General features: G+C 34.8%; 21 protein-coding genes and 2 tRNA genes. 12 read left to right on the top strand and 11 right to left on the bottom strand.

The window, feature by feature from the left end; all coding sequences use genetic code 11:
- Positions 1-8: 8 nt before the first annotated feature.
- Entirely contained in the window at positions 9-872 is an 864-nt protein-coding gene (locus tag HNQ00_RS07025; protein ID WP_173837609.1) for an AraC family transcriptional regulator, read from the bottom strand.
- 88 nt (positions 873-960) lie between these two features.
- Between HNQ00_RS07025 and HNQ00_RS07020 the strand changes: the two genes are divergently transcribed.
- Both HNQ00_RS07020 and HNQ00_RS07015 read left to right on the top strand, forming a co-directional pair.
- The gene (locus HNQ00_RS07020) at positions 961-1,323 is read left to right on the top strand and encodes a DUF983 domain-containing protein (RefSeq protein WP_173837608.1); all 363 of its coding nucleotides are present in this window, start codon (positions 961-963) and stop codon (positions 1,321-1,323) included.
- A gap of 106 nt (positions 1,324-1,429) precedes the next feature.
- A complete protein-coding gene (locus HNQ00_RS07015; protein ID WP_173837607.1) occupies positions 1,430-1,753 on the top strand; it encodes a DUF6370 family protein in 324 nt (107 codons plus the stop codon).
- A 98-nt stretch (positions 1,754-1,851) separates the two neighbouring features.
- Here HNQ00_RS07015 and HNQ00_RS07010 read toward each other — a convergent pair whose 3' ends face one another.
- Positions 1,852-3,453 (bottom strand): RagB/SusD family nutrient uptake outer membrane protein, encoded by a 1,602-nt coding sequence (locus HNQ00_RS07010; RefSeq protein WP_173837606.1) that lies wholly within the window; start codon positions 3,451-3,453, stop codon positions 1,852-1,854.
- A 75-nt stretch (positions 3,454-3,528) separates the two neighbouring features.
- Complete coding sequence (locus tag HNQ00_RS07005) at positions 3,529-6,702, bottom strand: SusC/RagA family TonB-linked outer membrane protein (RefSeq protein WP_173837605.1); 3,174 nt, start codon at positions 6,700-6,702, stop codon at positions 3,529-3,531.
- A gap of 625 nt (positions 6,703-7,327) precedes the next feature.
- Between HNQ00_RS07005 and HNQ00_RS07000 the strand changes: the two genes are divergently transcribed.
- The 3 genes from HNQ00_RS07000 (at position 7,328) to HNQ00_RS06990 (ending at position 9,179) form a co-directional block, all read left to right on the top strand.
- Positions 7,328-7,909: a Crp/Fnr family transcriptional regulator gene (locus HNQ00_RS07000; protein ID WP_173837604.1), complete on the top strand. Its 582-nt coding sequence runs from the start codon at positions 7,328-7,330 to the stop codon at positions 7,907-7,909.
- Positions 7,910-8,160: 251 nt separating this feature from the next.
- The gene (locus tag HNQ00_RS06995) at positions 8,161-8,877 is read left to right on the top strand and encodes a pirin family protein (protein ID WP_173837603.1); all 717 of its coding nucleotides are present in this window, start codon (positions 8,161-8,163) and stop codon (positions 8,875-8,877) included.
- A 17-nt stretch (positions 8,878-8,894) separates the two neighbouring features.
- The gene (locus tag HNQ00_RS06990; RefSeq protein WP_173837602.1) at positions 8,895-9,179 is read left to right on the top strand and encodes a GNAT family N-acetyltransferase; all 285 of its coding nucleotides are present in this window, start codon (positions 8,895-8,897) and stop codon (positions 9,177-9,179) included.
- Between the two features lie 137 nt (positions 9,180-9,316).
- On the opposite strand, the gene HNQ00_RS06985 is transcribed toward HNQ00_RS06990, so the two are convergent.
- Positions 9,317-10,948, bottom strand: coding sequence for a hypothetical protein (locus tag HNQ00_RS06985; RefSeq protein WP_173837601.1), 1,632 nt, complete (start codon positions 10,946-10,948; stop codon positions 9,317-9,319).
- Between the two features lie 193 nt (positions 10,949-11,141).
- Between HNQ00_RS06985 and HNQ00_RS06980 the strand changes: the two genes are divergently transcribed.
- Entirely contained in the window at positions 11,142-11,549 is a 408-nt protein-coding gene (locus HNQ00_RS06980) for an OsmC family protein (RefSeq protein WP_173837600.1), read from the top strand.
- 228 nt (positions 11,550-11,777) lie between these two features.
- Positions 11,778-12,653 carry an ACP S-malonyltransferase gene (fabD, locus tag HNQ00_RS06975; RefSeq protein ID WP_173837599.1) on the top strand — a complete coding sequence of 292 codons (876 nt, stop codon included), beginning with the start codon at positions 11,778-11,780 and terminating at the stop codon, positions 12,651-12,653.
- A gap of 105 nt (positions 12,654-12,758) precedes the next feature.
- Here fabD and galE read toward each other — a convergent pair whose 3' ends face one another.
- Together galE and HNQ00_RS06965 are read right to left on the bottom strand one after the other, a co-directional pair.
- Positions 12,759-13,772 (bottom strand): UDP-glucose 4-epimerase GalE, encoded by a 1,014-nt coding sequence (gene galE / locus HNQ00_RS06970; protein ID WP_173837598.1) that lies wholly within the window; start codon positions 13,770-13,772, stop codon positions 12,759-12,761.
- A gap of 77 nt (positions 13,773-13,849) precedes the next feature.
- The gene (locus HNQ00_RS06965) at positions 13,850-14,980 is read right to left on the bottom strand and encodes a DegT/DnrJ/EryC1/StrS family aminotransferase (RefSeq protein WP_173837597.1); all 1,131 of its coding nucleotides are present in this window, start codon (positions 14,978-14,980) and stop codon (positions 13,850-13,852) included.
- Positions 14,981-15,149: 169 nt separating this feature from the next.
- Here HNQ00_RS06965 and HNQ00_RS06960 point away from each other — a divergent pair, with 169 nt between their 5' ends.
- Complete coding sequence (locus HNQ00_RS06960; protein WP_173837596.1) at positions 15,150-16,394, top strand: 3-deoxy-D-manno-octulosonic acid transferase; 1,245 nt, start codon at positions 15,150-15,152, stop codon at positions 16,392-16,394.
- Positions 16,395-16,822: 428 nt separating this feature from the next.
- Positions 16,823-17,041 (top strand): PG1828 family lipoprotein, encoded by a 219-nt coding sequence (locus tag HNQ00_RS06955; protein WP_173837595.1) that lies wholly within the window; start codon positions 16,823-16,825, stop codon positions 17,039-17,041.
- Between the two features lie 142 nt (positions 17,042-17,183).
- Here HNQ00_RS06955 and HNQ00_RS06950 read toward each other — a convergent pair whose 3' ends face one another.
- The 4 genes from HNQ00_RS06950 to mutS form a co-directional block, all read right to left on the bottom strand.
- The gene (locus HNQ00_RS06950; protein ID WP_173837594.1) at positions 17,184-17,531 is read right to left on the bottom strand and encodes a DUF1508 domain-containing protein; all 348 of its coding nucleotides are present in this window, start codon (positions 17,529-17,531) and stop codon (positions 17,184-17,186) included.
- Between the two features lie 105 nt (positions 17,532-17,636).
- Positions 17,637-17,722: transfer RNA gene (locus HNQ00_RS06945), tRNA-Leu, on the bottom strand.
- An 11-nt stretch (positions 17,723-17,733) separates the two neighbouring features.
- Positions 17,734-17,809, bottom strand: a tRNA-Gly gene (locus HNQ00_RS06940).
- Between the two features lie 143 nt (positions 17,810-17,952).
- A complete protein-coding gene (gene mutS / locus HNQ00_RS06935; RefSeq protein ID WP_173837593.1) occupies positions 17,953-20,559 on the bottom strand; it encodes a DNA mismatch repair protein MutS in 2,607 nt (868 codons plus the stop codon).
- A gap of 159 nt (positions 20,560-20,718) precedes the next feature.
- Between mutS and HNQ00_RS06930 the strand changes: the two genes are divergently transcribed.
- Both HNQ00_RS06930 and HNQ00_RS06925 read left to right on the top strand, forming a co-directional pair.
- Complete coding sequence (locus HNQ00_RS06930) at positions 20,719-21,153, top strand: DUF1573 domain-containing protein (RefSeq protein ID WP_173837592.1); 435 nt, start codon at positions 20,719-20,721, stop codon at positions 21,151-21,153.
- Positions 21,154-21,222: 69 nt separating this feature from the next.
- A complete protein-coding gene (locus HNQ00_RS06925; RefSeq protein ID WP_173837591.1) occupies positions 21,223-21,753 on the top strand; it encodes an RNA methyltransferase in 531 nt (176 codons plus the stop codon).
- Here the strand turns inward: HNQ00_RS06925 and folK are convergent.
- Positions 21,750-22,889 (bottom strand): 2-amino-4-hydroxy-6-hydroxymethyldihydropteridine diphosphokinase, encoded by a 1,140-nt coding sequence (gene folK / locus HNQ00_RS06920; protein WP_173837590.1) that lies wholly within the window; start codon positions 22,887-22,889, stop codon positions 21,750-21,752. The two genes, HNQ00_RS06925 and folK, sit on opposite strands and share 4 nt — an antisense overlap.
- A 139-nt stretch (positions 22,890-23,028) precedes the next feature.
- Between folK and sppA the strand changes: the two genes are divergently transcribed.
- Positions 23,029-24,786: a signal peptide peptidase SppA gene (gene sppA, locus HNQ00_RS06915; RefSeq protein ID WP_173837589.1), complete on the top strand. Its 1,758-nt coding sequence runs from the start codon at positions 23,029-23,031 to the stop codon at positions 24,784-24,786.
- Positions 24,787-24,894: the final 108 nt, after the last annotated feature.

Genomic DNA, 24,894 nt, shown 5'->3' with positions numbered 1-24,894 from the left:
CAACATACTCAGGTTTTTGACACTCTAAATTCTACTGCTGTCATCGATGTGTGTTTTTTAAACAACCTAACAAAATAAGAATAGTCATCATAGCCTAATCTGCTGGCAACTTCGCTAATAGATAAATTCTTATTCATCAGCATTCGTTTTGCCTCTAGAATAATGCGCTCTGTAATTACTTGAGTCGTAGTCTTCTTCAAGCTTTCGTTGCAAATTCGGTTAAGATGTTTCAAACTTACATTTAACGCATCGGCATAGAAAGAGGCTGCCTTTTCTTGTATAAAATGTACTTCTATCAATTGAGACAGTAGCTTAATTTTATTTGAATAAGGCACTAATTCACTAGTACTATCGTTGCTGTACTTTCGAGCAAATTCAATATGAATACTATCTAAAAGATTCATTATTTTATCATGACTCCACTGCTTTTTTTCGACACTTTCCCGCAACATCATATCAAAATAAGGCTGGATCGCTACCATTTCTTCTGGCGTCATTATAATTTCTGATTTTGCATGGACAGAAAAATAAAATGGAAAGCTATCAATGTTTTTTTGTCCAAAATAAAGATTATACATTTCCTTTGAGTAAAAAATTACATAACCGGCGATATCTTGAGACAAATTCCAATGATGCATTTGGCCGGGTTGTAAAACAAATGCACTCCCCGCTTGCACTTGGTATCGATCAAAATCAATCTCATGAGTACCTGTACCCCCGGTGAAAAGTACTAAAACGTAAAAATCATGCCGGTGTGGCTCTTCAACAAAACTGTGTGTAGTGAGGTGATTTTCGAAAGTGTTAATGTAAAAATCACTAGCTACCGCATTGCAATTAAAGCTTTGAATGGTATAAATAGGATATTTTTTCATTTTATAAATGTCTTTTTTGTGCTATAAGTAGCGAAGATATAAAATAGCTACAAGAGAATAGTAAATTACCTTTGTTAAAAAAACAACCATGGCAAATGCACTCACACATATTTTGAATAATGAATGTCCTCATTGTCAAAAAGGGAAAGTTTTTAATGAAAAGAACATCTTCTTAAATATTGGTTTTCCCAAGATGAATAAAACCTGTTCGTATTGCAAAACACAGTTTGAAAAAGAGCCAGGATACTTTTTTGGTGCGATGTATGTAAATTATGGATTAACCGTTGCTGAAGGAATAGCCACTTATGTAGTTGCTCAGTCATTTTTCACGACCGCTTTTGACTTGAGAATTATCCCCATTATTGCGTTTGTAATTATCGCTTTAGCTTCTATCAATATTAGAATGTCCCGTTTACTGTGGTTGTACATGTTCAAAGATTATTCGATGTAAAATTAGTATCGAATACAATCTTGAGGTAAAGCTGTCATAATTCTAAATTAATGACCTAGCATGTAACAATAAATACTTATTTTTACTGCTACTAATACTTTACAAAATGAGAAACATCTTTTTAAGCAGCTTATTATTTGCAACGGTAACGCTATCTGCACAAAAAAAAGCAGACACGAAGAAAGCACAGATTGTTGAAGCCTCTTGCGGTCAATGCCAATTTGGACTGAAAGGTAAAGGATGTGATCTAGCTGTAAAGATTGGAGACAAAGCGTATTACGTGGCAGGTACATCTATTGATGATCACGGCGATGCACATGCTTCAGATGGTTTTTGTGAAGCAGTTAGAAAAGCCTTAGTAACTGGAAAAGTAGTCGACGATCGTTTTGTCGCTACCTCTTTCAAATTGCTACCAGAAGCGACTAAATAATACCTAACGCTTACTATAAAATTTAAGTTTTAGATACAAATAGAAAAACTCTGTATGATAACATACAGAGTTTTTTATTGCTTTAAATGTAAATTTAATTAGTAACCCGGATTCTGAGTGATTGGGTTTGTAGTATTTGTTACGATTTCTACATTAGGAATAGGTAATAAATCAAATTTTGGATCATTAACTTTAGCTTGCAACTGTGCGGTTGTGTAAGCTCCATCATATTGAGAATAGAAAGGTTGCATTGCAGCAAAGTGATTACTCATTATGGTTTTAGCGTTAACCGTTGTTAGTGTTTTCTTGAAACGTAGTAAGTCAAACCAACGTTGGTTTTCAAGTGCAAATTCCCATCTTCTTTCATTTGCAACAGCACTTTCATAATTTGCTTGCGTACTCAAACTTGAAGCAGTTAAAGCCGCTAATCCAGCTCTCATATGCACTTGGTTTAAATAAGCTAATGTTGTTGCGTTATTCACCCCTACAGCTTCACAGTACATTAATAAAACATCACTATAACGCAATACCGGCCAGTCTAATTCAGAGTCGTTTTGAACCGTAGTTGAAATATTATGCTTTGCAGCCCAATAAGTCCATGTCGCAGGTAAAGAAGATGTAGTTGGTTTGTATACTTTGATGTTGTAATCTCTTCTAATATCATTTGTTCCAAATGAATTGTAAAACTCTTCAGTAGGATTATTATAACTTCCTCTAGTTCCAGCTGGTTGTGCTAGTTTTGTTTGACTTGCAATACTAGATGTATTTGTTGCAAATAAGTTAGACAAAGAACTACCATAACCTAAACCACCTGCTTTAAAACGCACAGCAAAAATCATTTCGGCATTCATTTCATTTGTGCTTGCAAAAACATCTGAATAAGCCGCTGTTCCTGTTAAAAGAGAGTATCCACTATTAGCAATAACATCTGTTAAAAGTGGCACAGCACTCGACTTTTGACCTAGGGTAAGATATACTTTAGCCAAAAGCGATTTAGCAGCCCAAGTAGTAACTTTTCCACGATCAGTAGCAGCTGTTCCGCTATAAGTAGACGAAATACAATTTGCTATAGCATTGTTCAAGTCGGCAACAATAAACTTGTAAATATCCTCTTCACTAGCTCTATTTACTTTAAGTGCCTCATCTGATGTTAATACTTTGTCTACTAAAAATACGCCTCCGTATAATCTAACTAGATTAAAGTAGTGGTATGCTCTCATGAAAGACGCTTCTCCAGCAATTCTTTTTTTAGCAGCATCTGCAATCGTGTAGTCTAGCATACCGTAATCGATTGAACCTGCAGCAGCATTATAGGTAACATTCATACCAGTCATTAAACCATTGATGCTTCTAATACTTTGATATGTGCTTCCCCAGTAGTTCTCGATAAATGAATCGTAAGAAGGAGCTTCAAAAATATCGTTGCTGTAAATTTGCAAGTTCTGAGCTTGAGTAGTACCCACTAAGTTCATAAAGGTATTATCACTACGAATCTCTGATAACATCCACTCATAAGCAATAGGATTTCTCAGCGTGCTGTAAGCACCGGTTAATCCCAAATTTAAAGAGGCTTCATCTCTATAAAATCCATCTTGAGGGATTTGATTTTGATTTTCAAGTTCGATGTAATCACTACAACTTGCTAAAGTCAAAAATGAGAATATAATAAGTAACTTATTTTTATATATTTTATTTTTCATGCTTTCAATTTTTTATGATTTTGTAAAGTTTACAAAGCTTCTAATGACTCGAAGAAGCTTTGTAAAACTGTTATATTAAAGACCCACTTCTAAGCTAAACAAGATTGTTTTTTGAACTGGAAAAGCTCCTCTTTGATAACCATCTATTAAAGGACTTGTTTGAGAAGTTCTTGCTTCTATATTAATTCCTCTGTAGTCTTTATTATTGATGAAAAGTAAATTTTGCCCTGACACTGAAAGTCTCAAATCAGTTAAACCAATTTTTTTAACTATATCTTTTCCTAAACTGTACCCAAGCGTTATCTCTCTCAAAGACATGTATGACGCATCTTCGATAGCATTATCAGTAAACACCCAGTTGTACCCATTTGTAGTATATGGCGTTTTACCATCTCCAGGATTGCTTGGACTCACCCATCTATCTGCCATATAGTTTAAGTTTCTTTCCTTAACCTCGTTGTAATTAATATCTCCATTAATTAATTCTCCACCTTGAACACCTTGTAATGTGAAACTTAAATCAAGATTTTTAAACGTAAACTTATTTGTGATTCCCCAAGTATAATCAGGGTATGGATTTCCTAAATTAGTTCTATCATCGTTATCAATATTACCGTCTCCGTTAATATCTAAGATTTTTAAACCACCTTCTTTCAATCCATTTGTCAAAGATGTTGTTAAACCTGAATCAGCAATATCTGTTTTACTGTTCCATACACCATCTGTTTTAAAACCAAAATAGGTAATTAATGGCTCCCCTACGATAGCGTAGTTATTCAAACCGTTTCTTCCATCAATTGTAGGTGAAATAATTGTTGTTTTATCTCCTAGATTTGTCAACTCGTTTTTAACATGTGAAATATTGAAATCTGTACTCCAAGAGAAATTCTTAGTTTTCACATTCACGGTAGACAATTCTAATTCGATACCTCTATTTCTTAAACTTCCTACGTTTGCAATACCTGCCGTAGAACCAGAAATTAATAAGTTAGATTGCTCTAACAATAACTTGTCTGTGTTCGATTGATATGCATCAATACTTAAGTTAAATCTATTTTTGAACATGGCTAAATCCAAACCAAAATTAGAAGAAAACGTTCTTTCCCAAGTAATGTCAGGGTTATTATTTAAGTTACTTGTATTTGATAATCCATTAGAAACACTTCCTGTTCCAATTCCGCTTAAGTAATTAGCTGAATTCAAATAGTTTTGATATTGAAACTCTCCAATACCGTTGTTCCCTGTTGCACCGTAACTTGCTCTTAAAGCCAACCTATTAATAGCTGAAACTTCAGACATGAAATTTTCTTTTGAAATAACCCATCCTAATGATACTGCTGGAAAACCTCCCCATTTATTACCATCTGCAAACCTACTACTACCATCTGTTCTATAACTTGCCATTAACAAGTATTTGTCTTTATACGAATAATTAAATCTCCCTAAAAACGATACTAATCCTACACTTTCATCAGACTGTTGTGGTTGAAGTACAACTGACGCAAAGTTTAAGTTTTTAATAAAATCTGTTGGAAATGTAGTTCCAGCAGTTACTAATGATTTTGTTCTAGTCGATTGAAAAGTAAATCCTCCTAAAGCACCAAAATCGTGGTTACCAATACTTTTTTTATAGTTTAAAGTATTCTCTGTCAAGAAGTCAAAATAGTTTGTATTTGTGTACGTAGCATAATTAGGATTTCCAAAACGCGCTGCATTTGAAGCACCTGTTTGCACTCTTTTAGAATCTCTATAGTAAATATTTTGAGCAGTACGAAAATCAAGTCCGTCAGCAATATTATAATCTAAAGCAACACTACCTTGAAAGCGAAATTGGTTTGTATTATCATCTTGCTCTAGCAAGGCACGTATAGGATTTGTATTTGAAGTTGTAAATGGAACCGCATTTGCTGCTGTAGTGTACGCAACGCCATTAGGATCTAATCCACTGTATATTAAATTTGCAAAATCGTCATCTTCTGCATACGCTCCTACTTGCACATTTCTACCCGGTTGTTGACCATTGATAAAATCAGCTGTAGCAGCAGTATGATAAACAGGTAAAAAACTAGGAAATCTTGTAAAATCAATATAACCTACAGCTGGTTTTGATGTCTTCGTATTAGAAGGGTTTAAATTGATATTTAACTTTAATTTGTCAGTCAATTTCAAATCAAACTTAGCTCTAAAGTTTAATTTTTCAAATTCGCTTTTTAGCATTAATCCCTCATCACTTTGATATCCTGTAGAGATATAAAATTTATTCTTTTCACCACCACCAGAAACATTAAATTGCATGTCTTGATAGTAAGCAGTACGTAAAGCTTCGTCTTGATAATCTGTAGCTTTACCTCCTAATAAATCATTTTCTATATTGTACTGTGCGCGCCATTTGTCTGCTGAAGGCAAACTACTCCCATAATCAGAAGTCCACAATGGATCTGCATCTCTTAATTTTTGTTCAGCGTACAATCTTTCAACATACTCTTTTGATGTCATCACATCATAAGTTTCATAAGCTTGTTTTACCCCAGAAGTGTTTTTAAAATAATATTTTGTCTTACCTGTTTTACCACTTTTTGTAGTCACTAAAATAACTCCGTTTGCCCCTCTTGAACCATATATTGCAGCAGATGCGGCATCCTTTAATACCTCAACAGATTCTACATCGGCACTATTTAATGCAGAAAATCCATCAGGCATAGGCTGTCCATCAACAACTAATAAAGGTCCAGATCCTGCACTTACAGAACTGATTCCTCTAATATTAATTTGTGTATCGGCACCTGCTTCTGATGAAACACTTTGAACACGTACACCAGCAATTTTTCCTTGTAAGGCATTATCTAATCGAGATACTGGTGCATTTTCAAACTTATCGCTTTTCAATTTTGCTACAGATCCCGTTACGCTAGAACGCTTTTGTGTTCCATAACCTATCACTACCACATCCTCTAGCATGTTTGTCTCCTCTTGCAAGGTCACTGTCATCGTAGTATTTTTACCTACAGTTACCAACTTAGTTGTAAACCCTAAGTAAGAGAATGAAACTATCGATTTAGTTCCAGCTACCATAAGTGTATACCCTCCGTTAAAATCAGTTATGGTGCTTTTAGCGTCAGAGGTAACTGTTACTCCCGGAATAGGCTGTCCCGCATTGTCGACCACTGTCCCAGAAAATTTTATTCCCGCAGTTTGGCCATGTACAATACACGAGAAAACTAAGAGAAACATTAAAATAGTTTTTTTCATAATTGGTTCGTTTTATATTAGTTGTTTTTAGTATTCAGTCCCCCAAGCAATCTACTACAACGATTAAGTAACTTTTAAAAGTGATTATTAAAAAATACTTAAAATTGGTGTGACAAATTGGTTTACCAGTTTAGATTCCAAACATACTTAATTTATTGACATGAAAATATTGTAGTGATAAATTTACATTAAATGCATTTTTTTAGATAAATTAGCAGCACTTACGACAAAAAAAGATTCAATATATCGAAATTTATTAAAGACATTTATGTATTTTTAACAATTTCCATTTCTTAATAAAGTGTAAAATATCCTTCTTATTATCTTACAAATGACCAACAATACTACAAATGGAATATTTGGTTAATCAAATTGGTAAACCAATTTGTATTTTACATTAAAATAACATTTTATTTAGCGACTATATTTTAGCCTACTACATTTTGAAAGCTTCTTATAAATAGTCGAGAACGAGCACTTATTTACTTTTATCTTAAGCATTACTACCTATAAAATGCCATGCCCTCACAATTAAACAACAGCTTACTACGTACTATTTAATCACAATTTTGTAATTTTAATATTTTACAAATTATACCGCCTAAAAAAGTTTATTGTAATTGCTATGAATACAAATCTCTTACTTAAAAATATTGCTAAACACATTACGCTAAACAAGGAAGAGGAGAAGCTCTTTATAAGTATGATAACAGTTCAAAATTGTAAATCGAAAACAATTTTATTGCATGCGGCAGAGACTTGTAAACATTCTTACTTTGTAAATAGTGGCATCTTACGCAGTTTTACAATCAACGATAATATCGTAGAACATGTTTTAAATTTTGCTTGCGAAGGCTACTGGATTGGAGACATGTATAGCTTGCTTTCTCAAAAACCCGGTAATCTATTTATCGAAGTAATTGAAGATGCTGAGTTGCTATTATTATCGAAAGAAAATCAGGAACAACTATATGAGAAGGTTCCAAAATTTGAGCGCTTTTTCAGGATCTTAACCGAAAACTCGCTGGTCGCTAACCAACAGCGCTTAATGGATAATTTAAGCCTATCTGCTGAGGAACGCTTTGAAAAATTTTGTTCGAAATTTCCGCAGCTAATCAATAAAATTCCGCAAAAACAAATCGCGTCTTACATAGGAGTAACTCCTGAGTTTTTTAGCAAAATGAAGAGTAAAATGTTACACCGCTAGTAGTATGATAATGCAACCGTATAACTATAATCATGGTTTTGCGTGAGGGATAGTCGTGGAGCTCTTTTATATATGGCTTTTTTGCCAGATATAAAAAGCGGGAACAAATAGCCCGACCCGTAGGGACACGCCCAAATAATTGCTATTATCAAATATTCTATCGTGATTTTAATATTTCTTAATCTAGGTTAAGTGTCTCTTGATTGCTTAGTGCGTAAATTTGTAGAACATAAATCACTAAATTTATAAACATGGAAAATACTGTATTACACAAAGCAACTACTAGAGGACACGCAGATCATGGATGGTTAAATGCTTACCACAGCTTTAGTTTTGGTAGTTGGTACAATCCAGAAAGAGTACAATTTGGTGCACTTCGCGTTTTGAATGACGATACTATTGCGGCAGGAATGGGTTTTGGTACGCATCCGCACGATAATATGGAGATCCTAACGATTCCACTTGAAGGTGATTTAGCACACAAAGATAGTATGGGGAATACGGAGACAATTAAAAATGGCGATGTACAGGTGATGAGCGCGGGAACTGGAGTCAAACACAGTGAATTTAACCCTAATGATGATCAAAGAACAAAATTATTGCAGATTTGGGTTTTCCCCAACAAGAAAAATGTAACGCCTCGCTACCAACAAATAACTTTGAATAAGGCGGATCGACACAATAAATTACAACAAATTCTATCTCCTAATCCAGAGGACGAAGGCGTATGGATTCATCAAGATGCTTGGTTTCATTTGGGAAAATTAGAGAAAGACACTAGTATTGACTACCACATTAAGAAAGAAGGTAACGGCGTATATGCTTTTGTGCTTTCGGGACAATTGACTATTAACGGTCAAGAATTAGATACTCGAGATGGTTTTGGAATTTGGAATACAGCAACATTAGAATTAAAAATGAATTCAGATGTTGAACTATTGCTAATGGAAGTTCCCATGCAATACTAACTAAAAACAAAAAGACGATGAGTAAAAAAGTGCAATTAGAAAATAACGAAAAAGAAGGTGTTTTTTATATCGAAAACAATGGTGAACTAGTAGGTAAAATGATCTTTAGACATACTGGCTCTAAGCAAATAACCATTGACCACACAGAGGTTACAGATGATGAAACTGGAAAAGGATTAGGAAAAGAAATGGTTACAGAAGCTGTTTCTTATGCTCGAAAAGAAGGCCTCACTATTGTTCCATCTTGTCCTTTTGTAGCACATGTTTTTGATAAAAATGCTAATTTTAAGGATGTATTGTAATTCCCTTGATATAGATAAGTTACCCATTAAAGTAAAAGCGCTGTAGAAGCAAACGCTATACTGCTAAAATTAATAAAAAAGGCTGACTCCTAATATACATTAGTGTCAGCCTTTATATTGTTAAGCAAATTCTATTTTTATTTATCTTTTAAGTCTAAATTTTGAAACGATGAAACATCAATAACGGCTTCCATATCTACATCAAAAGATAGTGTTACACGATCTCCTATCATTGTAACTGGCAACTGACTCGATATTTGAGAAGATCCTACAAAGATGTTAGGATAGTCTTTTACTTTAAAGTAATAAAAACTATTGCCATTTTTAACGTCATTTTGGATTCTAGTAATCACTGTTGTTAGCACTTTTCTATTAGAAACACTATTTGGATTTACCTTATTATCTGACATGTTGTAGACATTTTTATACGATGTTAATGCCTCACGCATGGTATTCCCTACTCCCACAATAGTATAATCAGATATGGCAACCATAGCAAACATTTTTACTAGTCCCCCTTTATCTTTTAAGGTCATCACATACGTTGGAATATTATTGATATTATATGGAATAGGCAACGAAGCTTGATATCCTTTCTCCTGCACTTTACCCTGTGCTGAACTTTGAGCAGCATACTCTGTAGCGCCACCTTGTTTGTAAAAAGTAGCTTCTTTTGTTCGCGTATCTACTAACACAAATCCTACCGCAGATTCATCTTTTCCTACAGAGGTTAATCCTGTGTACCAATATGATCTGTTGTCGTTACCATACACTAAAGTCAATCCTTCGGTAATTTGAAGTTTGTTTTCATTAGAAAAGTTCCAATATCCCTGCACGTATTCTCCCCAATCGTTTAACTGTTCTTCTATAAATTTAATCGGTTGAATGCGATCTACCCATTTAGGTGTGTTTGCAATCGAATATTCTTTCATTTGGCCTGTTTGTGCATTGATTAGAACAATTCCTGTTGCTTCGTCTCCGCTGAAACCAATTTCTTTTTTGAATGTAGTCACTACCCAAAAAGGCAGTCCTTTATCATCAATCTCAAAACTAAAATCTTCTAAACCTACCGTAGCATAGCCGTTTAAATACAATAATCGTTTAATATTTGATTGAAAATACGCCTTAGGTTGGTACTTAATTTTTACTGGGCTTCCGCCAATGTTTTGCACCAACTTCACATCTCTTTCATTTGTAGCCGAAACCATTACATATCCTGCTGATCCAGATCTATTGTTCATCCATTTAAAAAAACCAGAGTGCAACAACGGAGCTACCCAATACAAGTCATTGTTCACCTTTTGAATACAAAATTCTCCTAATTCTACTTGGCTACCTAATGCAGGTTGTGATCCCAATACTTTCTCTCCTAATAAGTGTGCTAAATCCTCATCTACCACTCTAATTTCATCAATAGAAATAGGAGCAATATGATTAGAAATTTTATTACCATCAGCAACTTTACCTAGGAGTGTTTGATAAGCTGCTGTTCTAAAAACAGGCAAACTAGTCAATAGCGGTGTAATCACGAGATAAGCTAGCACCACAAGCATGAAGTACAAAACAAATTTATTAGGCCTTTTAGCAATTTTTACTTGCTTTTTGTCTGGGGAAATTTGCAAACCTGTTGAGATGATAACCCAGAACACACTTAAGAATAGCAGCGCAATAGGAAATCCCACAAAACCGTAATTGATTGTAGGCATCCCTACATAAAAAAGTAAAATCGCAACTATAATAAAAAGCGAACCCGAAACTATATTTTTCATAATAAAAGAGCATTTAATAATTAGTAGATAAATCCTTATTTTGTTACATCAAACCTAAAGTTAATTCTAGGGAAATTTAGATAAGTTGAGCTCCAAATAATTATTTAAAAAACAGTAAATTAGCACTAGCTCAAACCAATTGTGGCAGCCACTTTATCCTAAATTTCAAATACACATTTTAAAATACTAACAAATGGAAAACGCACTCGAAAATGACATTACAGGACATATAGGAATACAGAAATATTTGTGCACTATTACATGGCGCAACGGCCAATTTATAATGGACGAACCTGAAAAAATTGAAGGCCAAGATTTAGGACCTGATCCCTATACTACGCTGCTTGCCTCGTTAGCAGCTTGTACGCTCTCTACTTTAAGAATGTACATTGATCGAAAAGGATGGGACATACCCGAAATCAATATTGCCTTAAATTTTCATCAAGAAAGCAATCCCGAACTCACTACAACAATTACTAGAAAAATCACTTTTCCTGTTGCTGTTGAAGCTGATATAAAGAAACGATTATTGATCATTGCCGAAAAATGTCCAGTCTCTAAATTATTGAAGAGTACTATTATAATTGATACGCTGTTGTAATAATTCCTTATATAAACTAAACGAAATATCTAGCCCCGATTGCACCGGCATCCTCCTAGTCCTGATCTTTAAGGACTAGGAGATAGAGGTAAAAGCGGGAGAATGGCTTGTTGCTTAACGGGAGTTGCTGCTTCTAAGTAGAAAAATGTTGTTTGTAAAAAAAAATACTATTTTTGCAGCTGGTTTAATTTCGAAAATAGTAAACCATTCAATCTTTAAATTTAAAATATGAAAGCATACGTATTTCCAGGACAAGGCGCACAATTTACAGGAATGGGAAAAGATTTATATGAAAATTCTCCTCTAGCAAAAGAATTATTTGAGCAAGCAAACGAAATTTTAGGCTTTAGAATCACAGACATCATGTTTGAAGGAACGGCTGAAGAATTGAAAGAAACAAAGGTAACACAGCCTGCGGTTTTTTTACATTCGGTTATATTAGCTAAAACTTTGGGCACTGATTTCAAGCCAGAAATGGTTGCAGGACACTCCCTTGGAGAATTCTCAGCTTTAGTAGCTAATGGTGCTTTGTCATTTGAAGACGGATTGAAATTAGTTTCACAAAGAGCATTAGCGATGCAAAAAGCATGCGAAATCAAACCATCAACTATGGCGGCAGTTTTAGGACTTGCTGATAATGTAGTAGAAGAGGTTTGCGCAAGTATTGATGGAGTTGTAGTTGCAGCAAATTATAACTGCCCAGGACAATTAGTTATTTCAGGAGAAACAACTGCTGTTGAAGCGGCTTGTGTAGCTATGAAAGAAGCGGGAGCAAAACGCGCCTTATTATTGCCTGTAGGTGGTGCTTTTCACTCGCCTATGATGGAGCCCGCAAGAGAGGAACTAGCAGCAGCTATTGAAGCAACTACCTTCTCTACTCCTATTTGCCCAGTATATCAAAATGTAACGGCAAGCGCAGTTTCGGACGCAAGCGAAATCAAGAAAAACTTAATCATACAATTGACAGCTCCGGTAAAATGGACACAATCAGTACAACAAATGATTGCCGATGGCGCTACTTTATTCACTGAAGTAGGTCCAGGAAAAGTCTTGGCTGGATTGATTGGAAAAATCGATAAAGAAGCTGCTACTGCAAATGCATAGGTGACATTCTTCAAAGTTTATATTAAGCTATAAAGCAAAAAATCCCAAAAAATCTTCTTGATAGTTTGGGATTTTTTGATAAGTATAATTTAATGTAAAAAACAATTAGCTACGTACTTTTTGTTCCCATTTCCAAGCACTTGCCATCGCTTCGTCTAATGTAGATGCTGCTTTCCAACCTAAAACCGTATTGGCTTTATCAGTATTAGCGTAAGCTTCTGTAATATCACCTTCACGGCGACCTACAATTTTATACGGCAGTTTTGTTCCACTTACTTTTTCGAATGCTTGAATTACTTCTAACACTGAACTTCCGGTTCCCGTTCCTAAATTAAAAGTCTCTACTTTATCAAGATTCTTTTTATCTAATAATCGTTTTAAAGCAATTACATGGGCTTTAGCCAAATCGACTACGTGAATATAATCACGTACCGCAGTTCCATCAATTGTAGGGTAATCATCTCCATAAACGGAAAGTTCTTTTCTTAATCCCATTCCCGTTTGTGTAATAAACGGAACTAAATTTTGAGGCACTCCTAGTGGTAATTCTCCTATCTCCGCTGAAGGGTGCGAACCAATAGGGTTAAAATAACGCAATAAAATAGCATTAATATTAGTCACCTTGGCTGTATCTGTGATGATCTCCTCTCCTATCTGTTTGGTGTTTCCATAAGGTGACATCGCTGTTTGTATAGGAGCATTTTCGGTTATTGGCATTTTTTCAGCTTGACCATATACTGTACATGACGAACTAAAAATGAAATTAGCCGCGTCTTTTTTCTGTAATTCTTGCAAAAGATATACCAGCGCATTGATATTATTTTCATAATACAACAAAGGATTCTCTACACTTTCACCCACCGCTTTTGAAGCAGCAAAATGTATCACCCCTGCAATGTCTTGATTTTTACTAAAAAAATCCTGCACACTAGTTTTTACTCTTAGATCTAATTTTTCAAATGCTGGAACCTTACCCGTAATATTTTTTATACCCTCTAAAACGCTTAGTGACGTATTAGACAAATCATCGATAATTACCACCTCAAAACCTTGATTTTGGAGCTCTACAACGGTATGCGAACCTATAAATCCCAATCCTCCTGTAACCAGTATTTTCATCTTTTATGTTTAAATATTAATGGTTATGCTATTTTTTTGCTTCATAAAAAAGACGCGATTAATCGCGTCTTCATTCCTTATTTTAAAAATTCTAAAACACTATCGGTAATGAATTTTATTTGTTCGTCATCAAGTTCAGTATGCATTGGTAATGACAATACCTCTTGAACCAATTGATTTGTAACTGGAAAATCTTCTTCCTTATATCTTTCGTCTACATACGCCTTTTGTGAGTGTAGCGGAATTGGGTAATAAATAGCACAAGGAATTCCTTTATCTAATAAATGTTGCATTAAGCCATTTCTATCAGCATCAAGAATACGTAATGTATATTGATGAAATACATGACAGTCACAGATATCACAAATTTGAGGCGCAATAATATTTTTGTGCCCTTCAAAAGCTGCAGAGTATTTTCTCGCTGCATCTTGCCTCGCTGCATTATATTGATCCAGTAAAGGTAACTTTGTGTTTAAAACTGCTGCTTGAATACTATCTAAACGAGAATTTACACCCACAACATCGTGGTGGTAACGTTCGTACATTCCGTGATTTACAATTCCGCGTAACGTATGTGCCAGTGCATCATCATTTGTAAAAATTGCACCACCATCACCATAACACCCTAAATTTTTAGAAGGAAAAAACGAAGTCGCTCCTACATGTCCTATAGTACCCGCTTTTTGCTTAGCACCGTCAGACGATTTACAGTTGGCTCCTATAGCTTGCGCATTATCTTCTATCACATATAAGTTATGTTCTTTGGCAATAGCCATAATCGCTTCCATATTAGCAGCACGCCCAAATAAATGAACAGGAACGATTGCCTTTGTTTTTGGAGTAATTGCTTTTTTGATTGCATCAATAGAAATATTCATATTGTACATATCAACATCTACTAATACTGGTGTTAATTGCAACAATGCAATAACTTCAACAGTAGCAGCAAAAGTAAAATCGGCAGTGATTACTTCGTCACCTGGTTGCAAACCTAATCCCATCATTGCTATTTGCAAGGCATCAGTACCATTTGCACAAGGAATTACATGCTTAACACCTAAATAATCCTCTAAATTCTTTTGAAATTTATGAACTTCGGGTCCGTTGATGTACGTATTTGTATCTAAAACTTCTTGGATAGAAACGTTAACAGTCTCTTTTATTTTTTCGTATTGACTTTTTAGGTCAACCATTTGTATTTTTTTCATTCGATAAAAATTATAAATACAAAATTAAGAATTTATAATCACACTAAATTCAGAATAGCTTTTTATTTGCATAGCTGACGCCAACAGTAAGAGTACAGTGCTTGGCGAGCTATAGTAAAAACAAGATTCGGAATAAAATATGTATTTTAGCTTCCAAAAAATACAACTCATGTTTTTCCTATACAATTGTTTTGCAATCATCACTTCAAAAATACTTGCTTTAATAGCACTCTTTAATCCAAAAATGAAGCTGTTTGTCGCAGGAAGAAAAGATGTTTTTACCATTCTATCACAAAAAATAGCACCTCAAGACAAAACGATCTGGTTTCACGCCGCATCTTTAGGAGAATATGAGCAAGGGCTACCCGTTATCGAAAAGGTAAAAGCCACTTACCCTACACATAAAATCATTGTTACTTTTTTCTCTCCATCTGGATATGAGGTTCGAAAAAACAATACAGTAGCTGACCTTACCCTCTACTTACCATTAGACACTAGAGGAAATGCCAAGGAATTTATTGCATTGGCACAACCTGATTTAGTATTCTTCATTAAATATGAATTTTGGCCTAACTATTTAAACGAACTCCAATCTAGAAACATAAAGACATATTTAATTTCGGGTATTTTAAGAGAGAACCAAGCATTCTTTAAATGGTATGGAGGTTTTTATCGAAAGGCACTCGACGCCTTTACCTACTTTTTTGTTCAAAATGAACAATCAAAAAAACTGTTAGCAAGTATAGGCAAAAATAATGTCGCCATCTCGGGAGATACTCGCTTTGATCGCGTAGCAGCTATAGTAGAGAAAGACAACCGCTTAGATTTTATTTCAGAATTTAAAAATGATCAGCTTACCGTAGTTGTTGGAAGTTCGTGGCCTAAAGACGAAGTACTATTAACACAATACATTAATACAACGAAGCTGGCAACCAAATTTATCATTGCTCCTCATAATATAAAACCTGAGCAAATTAATGAATTGAAAACGGGCATCACCCGCAAGACGATTCTATTTTCAGAACGTGAAGGCAAAGACCTAAGTGAATACGATGTCTTAATTATAGATACTATAGGAATTTTGACAAAAATATACAGCTATGCTGATATTGCTTATGTAGGAGGAGGTTTTGGAAATCCAGGAGTCCACAATATATTAGAGCCAGCCACTTTTGGCGTACCTATAGTAATAGGACCTAACTATTCCCATTTTGCAGAAGCTACTGCCTTAATCAATTTAGAGGGCTGTACAGCCATTCAAAATTTAGCCGAGCTAACGTTAAAAATGGAGGAATTAGTACGTGACGAAATGCTGCGTTATGAAAAAGGACACATCTGCAGTACCTTTATTGACATGAATAAAGGCGCAACGCAAATCATAATGAATTATGTTGCACAATCTGCTACAATTTAAACTAGAATAACCCCACTACTATAGTGTTACTTTTTTATACACTTAAAGCTTTTAGTAATTCATAAGTAAAGAATTAATTAGGTTATTTATTAGCCTTATTAAAAAGCAGCTCAATAAATAAAGTAGAAGTAAATAGAGCCTTAAAAACCTATAAACCAACACAAAACAGTCTATACCCGCGTTTTGCTTTTCTAATTCAAGCTTTTCATAGGCGCTGTTTTGTTCAAATATTCCTGCCAGAAGCAGCAGTAATTAATTGCACGTTAATCCCTTTTTAAGGAGCACAATTTTTAGGCACAGATATTGCTCTAAACCACTAAGACAAAAAAGATTAATTATTTTTAAAAAAAAATTCAAAAAATAATTTACATATCAAAAATTTTATATCTTTGCGTCGAATTAATAATTAACCTTTATATTAAATTAAGATGAAAAAAGTATTTTTAAGTTTAGCTGCTATTGCTGTATTAACTGTTGTTTCTTGTAAAAAAGCTGACGCTGCTGCTGAAGACACTATGGCTGTAGATTCTTCTGCTGTTGTTGTTGATTCTGCTGCTCAAGTAATGGATTCTGCTGCACAAGTAATGGATTCTGCTTCTACTGTAGCAACTGATGCTGCTGAAACTGCAACTGAAGCTGCACACTAATCAGAATTAAATTCTAAAATCAAAGCCATCCGCGCAAGCGTGATGGCTTTTTTATTTTAGCTATTTTTTACTTTTAAGTAAACACCAATAAAAAGGCGCTCTTTATAAAAAGAGCGCCTTTGCTATTTATTAAAACCAACGTTTAATCAGTAAACGTAAAATCATTATTGGAAAAATCTAAAATCTCAGCTTTAGAACCATATTTTACAATTTCAGCAATTCCTTTCTGCACCATTAACTCTGTACTGTATTTTCTACTCGTTGCAATCACCACTCCATCGACGACAACCCTAAAAAAGAACTTCCCCTTTGTTGTTTTAAACTTAACATAAGAGCAGCTTTCAAAAAGCAATTTCAATCGTTCTGCATCGGCCTCGCAATCCATTCTTAGCTCATAAGGATTACTAGTAAATATCGTCTTTCCTTTTCTTGAAGTAAGCTCAAATTTATAGTCGCCGCTAAAACGTTTTGTAATTACTAGAGAAGCCATATTTAAATATAATTGTGATTTTGAACAAATAAAAGAGAAAACGATAAATACAAATGCTTTAAAAAAAAAGCAAAAAAAAAGCCTCTTCAAAAGAAGAGGCTTTAGTACTCAGAGCGGGACTTGAACCCGCACGAACATTGCTGTTCACTGGATTTTAAGTCCAGCGTGTCTACCAATTTCACCATCCGAGCATTATGTGACGTGGAGCGAAAAACGGGGCTCGAACCCGCGACCTCGACCTTGGCAAGGTCGCGCTCTACCAACTGAGCTATTTTCGCATTTCAATTCTTGATAAGAACAACAATACTTGTTGTGTATTGCGGTGGCAAATTTAAGACATTTATCCAATTAAACAAGTACTTTAGAAATAATATTTTTAATTATTTTATAATACTCTGATAACCTAAACTTTAAAAATAAATTATTTTCTAGTGATCATTCTTTTTATTTCATTCAGCTTCATTAATGCTTCTACAGGCGTGATTGTATTAACATCTAAGTTTAATATTTCCTCTTTTATCTCTTCTAATAAAGGGTCGTCTAAATTGAAAAAACTCATTTGCATTTCGTCTTGCTCTGCCTTAATTCCGTTTAAAACTTCTCCCGAATGATTTTTCTCAAGCTTCTTCAAAATCTTCTGCGCTTTTAACAAAACAATTTGAGGCATACCAGCCATCTTCGCTACATGAATTCCGAAACTATGCGCACTACCGCCTTTTACTAATTTTCGAATAAAAAGCACATTGTCTTTTAATTCTTTTACTGCTACATTATAGTTTTGAATTCTTGAAAGTGACTCTGTCATTTCATTTAGCTCGTGGTAATGTGTAGCAAAGAGCGTTTTAGGTCTTGAAGGATGCTCGTGTAAAAACTCGGCAATAGCCCAAGCAATCGAGATTCCGTCATAGGTGCTCGTTCCACGACCTATCTCATCCAGAAGCACTAAACTTCGATCAGAAATATTATTCAAGATAGAAGCCGTCTCATTCATCTCGACCATGAAAGTAGATTCCCCCATTGAGATATTGTCACTCGCCCCTACTCGAGTAAAAATCTTATCCACAACACCCATTCGCACACTGTCTGCAGGAACAAAACTTCCCATTTGGGCCAGTAGTACAATAAGTGCCGTTTGACGCAAAATAGCCGATTTACCAGACATATTCGGACCTGTAATCATAATTAATTGCTGGGTTTCACGATCTAAGTACACATCATTAGCAATATAAGACGTACCAACTGGCAGCTGTTTTTCGATAACAGGATGCCTACCATTTTTTATTTCTAATTCGAATGTATCGTCTAATTCTGGACAGCTGTATTTATTTTCGATCGCTAACTGTGTAAACGAACACAGGCAATCTAGTTGCGCAACTAAGTTAGCATTTAACTGTACTGGCTTAATATAAGTAGCAATCCAAGCCACTAGTTGCTCAAATAACTCGGCTTCGATTTTATGAATTTTCTCTTCGGCTCCAAGGATTTTAGCTTCATACTCTTTTAACTCTTCGGTAATATAACGCTCTGCATTTACTAGCGTTTGCTTTCTAATCCACTCTGTAGGTACCTTATCTTTATGGGTGTTCCTTACTTCGATATAATAACCAAAGACGTTATTAAACGAAATTTTTAAAGAGGTAATTCCGGTGCGCTGTGATTCACGCGCTTCTATTCCTTCAAGGAATTCTTTTCCAGAGGTAGATATTGCTCTTAACTCATCAAGCTCTGCACTAATACCCTTAGCAATCGCATTCCCTTTGGCAACAGCCACAGGAGCATCTTGATTTAACGTAACTTTAATTTTTTCACGCAACAAATCACAGCTATGCAAACTATCCCCAATTACTTTTACAGCTTCCTGAGAACTTGCTAGAGCCAATGTTTTCATAGGAATAACAGCATCTAATGATTCTTTAAGATACACCACCTCGCGAGGCGATACTTTTCCGGCTGCGATTTTAGAAATCAAACGCTCTAGATCAGAGATTTGTTTAATTTGAGACTGCATTAGCTGCAGTACTTCTTGATTTTCTTGGAGATAAGCAACCACTTGATGGCGACTTTTTATTTTTGAAGCCTCCTTTAAAGGCAATGCTAACCATCTTTTTAATAAACGACCACCCATTGGCGAAAGCGTTTTATCGATCACATCTAGTAATGTAACCGCATTAGGATTATAACTATGATACAACTCTAAATTACGAATCGTAAAGCGATCCATCCATACATAAGCATCTTCGGCAATACGCTGAATTGCGGTGATGTGCTGCACTCTGTTATGCTGTGTTTCTCCTAAATAATATAAGATTGCTCCTGACGCAATTACTCCTTCTTTTAAATCTTCGACACCAAAACCTTTTAAAGAGATGGTTTGAAAATGTTTAGTCAAAGTCTCAAATGCATAATCTTCTTTATAAATCCAATCCTCTAAATAAAAACTGTGATAGTCTTCACCAAAAGCTTGTTTAAAATCACTTTTGTTATTTTTAGGTATTAAAACCTCTGAAGGATTGAAATTTTGTAATAGTTTATCAATATACTCTGCATTTCCCTGAGCTGTTAAAAACTCACCTGTAGACACATCAAGAAAGGCAATCCCTATAGATTTATTAGCAAAGTAAACTGATGCTAAAAAATTATTAGTTTTAGACTGCAATACTTCATCATTCATAGAAACACCAGGAGTAACTAACTCAGTAACGCCACGTTTTACGATAGTTTTAGTCATTTTAGGATCTTCTAACTGATCACAAATAGCGACACGCAAACCTGCTTTTACTAATTTTGGCAAATAGGTATTTATCGAATGATGCGGAAAACCAGCGAGAGCCGTTTCTGTTTCAGATCCTGCCCCACGCTTTGTTAAGGTAATCCCGAGAATCTTAGACGCTCGCACTGCATCCTCCCCAAAGGTTTCATAGAAATCACCTACACGAAATAATAAGCAAGCATCAGGATACTTTCTTTTTATATCATTATATTGTTTCATCAACGGAGTTTCCTTAACGACTTTATCTTTGGCTGCCAAAATATTTACTTTTAAATGATGTTTATTACAGCAGCGAATTTAAATATTATATCTTCAATAACGAATTACTATAAAAAAAATAACGACTTTTAGGGTAATTTTAAGTTATTGGCACGATTTTTTCTTTAAATTTGTTGAAATAATTATAAAATTAAAATCATGAAAAAAATACTTACACTTGCAATGCTAGTTGTTTTAGGAGTTACAACTTCTCAAGCTCAAGAAACTACTAAAAAAGTTAAAGCTGCAACTGCTAAAGTTGATGGAGCTGGAATGACATTTGTTAATGAAACTATCGATTACGGTAAAATTGCACACAACGCAGATGGAAAACGTGAATTTGTATTTACAAATAACGGTAACAAGCCATTAATCATTACAAACACTCAAGGTTCTTGTGGTTGTACAGTTCCTACTTCTCCAAGAGAGCCTATTGCTCCTGGTGCAAAAGGTGTGATTGGTGTAAAATATGCTACTGATAGAGTAGGTCAATTTACTAAAACAGTAACTGTAACGTCAAACGCTGCAGGACAACCTACAAAAGTACTTACTATTAAAGGTGAAGTATTAGCTGATGCAGCTGCAAAAAGCTAATAGCTCTAAAATATATTTTTAAAAGCTTCCCTCACACGGAAGCTTTTTTTTTACAACAAACAAAATAGCATGAGAAAATTAGAGAATAGCGAGTTAGAGCGTAAAAGTGTCGAGGCATTTAAACAATCAGACAAGACCCCAATCACGATTATACTTGACGACATTAGAAGTTTGCACAATATTGGTTCTGTTTTTAGAACTTCAGATGCTTTTTTAATCGAAAAAATATATCTGTGCGGAATCACTGCCACTCCTCCTAACAAGGAAATTCACAAAACCGCATTAGGCGCTACAGAAACTGTGAGTTGGGAACATCACGAAAATGTATTGGAAGTAATTCAAAAATTAAAAAACGATAATGTGATCACGCTAGCAATCGAGCAAGTAGAAAGTGCAACATTTTTACAGCGTTTTACAATCGATCCTTCGCAGCGTTACGCAGTCGTTTTTGGGAACGAAGTACACGGTGTAAATCAAGAAGCAGTGGCACTATGCGATGGCTGTATCGAAATTCCGCAATTAGGAACGAAGCACTCCTTGAATATTTCAGTAAGTGCAGGAATCGTAATTTGGGACCTATTCAAGCAATTCAAGTATTAATTTGAAGCGAGCTTTTTTCGAATTTCGTCCAGAATAAAAAGGTAATCCGATTGGTTTTTGACAAAGTCTTTATCAGAAACATCCACGATTAAAACATTCAAATCTTTTTGAGATTTAATATAGTCTAGATAACCGCTGTTGATTTTATCTAAATAGTCTGCTGCAATATTTTGCTCATAATCGCGACCACGTTTTTTAATATTTTGAAGTAGTCGATCTGAATTTTGATATAAATACACATAAAGGTCTGGCTTGGGCATTTCCTTATATATAATATCAAATAAATTGCGGTACAAGCGATATTCATCATCTGCAAGAGTGATCTTAGCAAATATCAATGATTTAAAAATATGATAGTCGGCTACTAGAAAATCTTTGAACAAATCAAATTGCGCTAAATCATCTGATAACTGCTGGTATCTATCTGCTAGAAAAGACATTTCTAGCGGAAACGCATACCTATTTTGATCTTCGTAAAATTTAGGCAAAAAAGGGTTATCAGCAAAGCGCTCTAGTACTGTTTTAGCATTAAAATCTTCGGCTATTTTATTAGTTAAAGTTGTTTTCCCAGCACCAATATTCCCTTCAAAAGCGATGTAATTGTAATTTTCTAATGGGATATCCCTAAGCGGGTTTTGTAAAGTCCCAATAGTTACGCACACACTATCATCAACCGATGCAGCAACTAATTCTTTGATTGTTTTCTTTAAAACAGGATGTACAATATCTAGTTTTAAATCAGCAAGCGGCAATAGTACAAAGTTTCTTTCTTGCAATAAAGGATGTGGAACTTGCAAATTACTAGTAGCAATTACTTCATCGTCAAAAAAGATTAAATCAATATCTATCAATCTAGCTTGGTATCCTTCTTGCTCCAATCGTATGCGCCCTAACTTTTTTTCTAATTCTAGAATTTGGTTTAACACAACTTCTGCAGTACTAAAAGTATGAATCAATACCGCGCAATTATAAAACGCATCACTTTCAAATCCCCATGATGGTGATTCATAAAGTGATGACACCCTGACTACTGTTCCCACCTCTTGATGGATCAATTGTAAAGAATGTTTGATATTCTCAAGACGATCGCCTTGATTGCTCCCAATAGCTAATATAACCTGATGCTGTACTTTCATATTAAGGACAAATTAACTAAAACAATTTTAGAATTGCCCTATCTTTGGATAAAGTGTTACCTTATTATTTTAAAAATAAAAACAGCAGTCCGCTGTAACAATTACCCCAATTACACTACTTATTAATAAAAATATAGTTATGAAGTTTTTAGGAAATGTATTAGCCACTATAATTGGCTTATTTGTATTCTGTATGCTCTTTTTCTTTGGAATCATTTTCATAGGAGCAGTTTTTGGAGGCGACTCTGAAGAAGTTACAGTAAAAGAAAATTCTGTTATTCAACTTGACTTAAAAAATATCAGTTATGATTTTGCCGGTAAATACGAAGACCCTTGGGTTACCATTTTTTCTGACAATGAAAAAGTAGGCGTTATAGACATTATTCATGCCATAGCAACTGCAAAAACCGATGATGACATCAAAGGTATTTCTATTTTAAATCAAGAATCATCTTTAGGTATGGCTCAAAGTAAAGAGTTAAGAGATGCACTAGAAGATTTTAAAAAATCAGGGAAGTTCATACTTTCTTATGCTAATACGTATTCGCAAAAAGCCTATTATATTAATTCGGTTGCCAATACCGTTTACTTAAATCCAGTGGGAGACATGGACTTTAAAGGTTTATCATCAGAAGTAATGTTTTACAAAGACCTACAAGAAAAGTCAGGAATCAAAATGGAGGTTATCCGTCACGGAAAATATAAAAGCGCCGTAGAACCTTTCTTAGAAAACGAAATGAGTCCTGCAAATAGAGAACAAGTAACAGCCTTATTGACGTCAATATGGACCTCTATAACTGCTGATATTTCGAAAAGTAGAAACCTATCAGTAGCAAGATTAAACGAAATCGCAGATGGATTATTAGCTCGTACGCCAGAGATGGCAAAGGCAACTAAAATGGTAGATATCATTGCTTATGAAGATGTATACCATAACGACATTAAAAAGAGATTAAAAGTAGCTAGCGATAAAGAATATAATAAAATTTCGATTGTTGACTACACTAAAAAAACAGTAACAACATCAGAAAAAATTGAAGGTGATAATCAAATCGCCGTTATCTATGCTCAGGGCGAAATTCAAAGTGGTGAAGGTGATGTAAACACTATTGGTGAAGGATCTATGCGCAGATCATTACAAGAAGCTAGAGAGAATAAAAAAGTAAAAGCAGTTGTGCTTCGTATTGATAGTCCGGGTGGTAGCGCACTTACATCTGACTTAATATGGAGAGAAGTTGAGTTGACTAAAAAAGTAAAACCGGTAGTTGTTTCAATGGGTAATTATGCCGCATCTGGAGGCTATTACATCGCTTGCAACGCATCAACAATATTTGCCGAAAACAACACGATCACTGGTTCAATTGGTGTTTTTGGAATACTACCTAATTTTAGCAAACTAACGTCAAGAATAGGTATTCATGTGGAGCAAGTAAATACTAATAAAAATGCTGCCGCTTATAGCCCTTTTGTTCCATTAGACGAAAATTTCAAAGCCGTTACTCTTGAAGGTGTAGAATACATTTACAAAACTTTTGTGAATCACGTAGCCGAAGGTAGAAAAATGACCTTTGAACAAGTTGACGCTATTGCTCAAGGTAGAGTTTGGTCTGGTTCAGAAGCGATAAAAATTGGTCTTGTAGATAAAATAGGTGGTTTAGATGCAGCTATTAAAGAAGCCGCTTCTTTATCGAAAACAAAAACATACAGCACACAAAACTATCCTGAATACAAAAAGAACTTTAATGACATGCTATCTGGATTGCCATTTGCTAAGACTAAAGAATCATTCATTCAAGAAATTGGTGAAGAGAATTACATCTTAATGCAAAAAGTTAAAAAGATGCAAACGCAAAAAGGTGTTCAAGCTTTAATGCCATTTGAAATTAGCATTCAATAGTTAGCACTAACCAAAATTCAAATCCGCTACTTATTTTGTAGCGGATTTTTTTTTGCGATAAACTCAGCAGTCACATGCTTTACAAGTAGCTGTAACCACCCCTAAACA

Source organism: Flavobacterium aeripolare (assembly GCF_013294025.1).
GTDB lineage: Bacteria > Bacteroidota > Bacteroidia > Flavobacteriales > Flavobacteriaceae > Flavobacterium.
The sequence above is the reverse complement of the archived record's forward strand: the minus strand, read 5'-3'. Positions and strand labels throughout refer to the sequence as shown.

Excerpts from the sequence above, each read along its gene's own strand:
- HNQ00_RS07025 (WP_173837609.1), bottom strand. The coding sequence starts at position 872 with ATGAAAAAATATCCTATTTATACCATTCAAAGCTTTAATTGCAATGCG.
- HNQ00_RS07020 (WP_173837608.1), top strand. The coding sequence starts at position 961 with ATGGCAAATGCACTCACACATATTTTGAATAATGAATGTCCTCATTGT.
- HNQ00_RS07015 (WP_173837607.1), top strand. The coding sequence starts at position 1,430 with ATGAGAAACATCTTTTTAAGCAGCTTATTATTTGCAACGGTAACGCTA.
- HNQ00_RS07010 (WP_173837606.1), bottom strand. The coding sequence starts at position 3,453 with ATGAAAAATAAAATATATAAAAATAAGTTACTTATTATATTCTCATTT.
- HNQ00_RS07005 (WP_173837605.1), bottom strand. The coding sequence starts at position 6,702 with ATGAAAAAAACTATTTTAATGTTTCTCTTAGTTTTCTCGTGTATTGTA.
- HNQ00_RS07000 (WP_173837604.1), top strand. The coding sequence starts at position 7,328 with ATGAATACAAATCTCTTACTTAAAAATATTGCTAAACACATTACGCTA.
- HNQ00_RS06995 (WP_173837603.1), top strand. The coding sequence starts at position 8,161 with ATGGAAAATACTGTATTACACAAAGCAACTACTAGAGGACACGCAGAT.
- HNQ00_RS06990 (WP_173837602.1), top strand. The coding sequence starts at position 8,895 with ATGAGTAAAAAAGTGCAATTAGAAAATAACGAAAAAGAAGGTGTTTTT.
- HNQ00_RS06985 (WP_173837601.1), bottom strand. The coding sequence starts at position 10,948 with ATGAAAAATATAGTTTCGGGTTCGCTTTTTATTATAGTTGCGATTTTA.
- HNQ00_RS06980 (WP_173837600.1), top strand. The coding sequence starts at position 11,142 with ATGGAAAACGCACTCGAAAATGACATTACAGGACATATAGGAATACAG.
- fabD (WP_173837599.1), top strand. The coding sequence starts at position 11,778 with ATGAAAGCATACGTATTTCCAGGACAAGGCGCACAATTTACAGGAATG.
- galE (WP_173837598.1), bottom strand. The coding sequence starts at position 13,772 with ATGAAAATACTGGTTACAGGAGGATTGGGATTTATAGGTTCGCATACC.
- HNQ00_RS06965 (WP_173837597.1), bottom strand. The coding sequence starts at position 14,980 with ATGAAAAAAATACAAATGGTTGACCTAAAAAGTCAATACGAAAAAATA.
- HNQ00_RS06960 (WP_173837596.1), top strand. The coding sequence starts at position 15,150 with ATGTTTTTCCTATACAATTGTTTTGCAATCATCACTTCAAAAATACTT.
- HNQ00_RS06955 (WP_173837595.1), top strand. The coding sequence starts at position 16,823 with ATGAAAAAAGTATTTTTAAGTTTAGCTGCTATTGCTGTATTAACTGTT.
- HNQ00_RS06950 (WP_173837594.1), bottom strand. The coding sequence starts at position 17,531 with ATGGCTTCTCTAGTAATTACAAAACGTTTTAGCGGCGACTATAAATTT.
- HNQ00_RS06930 (WP_173837592.1), top strand. The coding sequence starts at position 20,719 with ATGAAAAAAATACTTACACTTGCAATGCTAGTTGTTTTAGGAGTTACA.
- HNQ00_RS06925 (WP_173837591.1), top strand. The coding sequence starts at position 21,223 with ATGAGAAAATTAGAGAATAGCGAGTTAGAGCGTAAAAGTGTCGAGGCA.
- folK (WP_173837590.1), bottom strand. The coding sequence starts at position 22,889 with ATGAAAGTACAGCATCAGGTTATATTAGCTATTGGGAGCAATCAAGGC.
- sppA (WP_173837589.1), top strand. The coding sequence starts at position 23,029 with ATGAAGTTTTTAGGAAATGTATTAGCCACTATAATTGGCTTATTTGTA.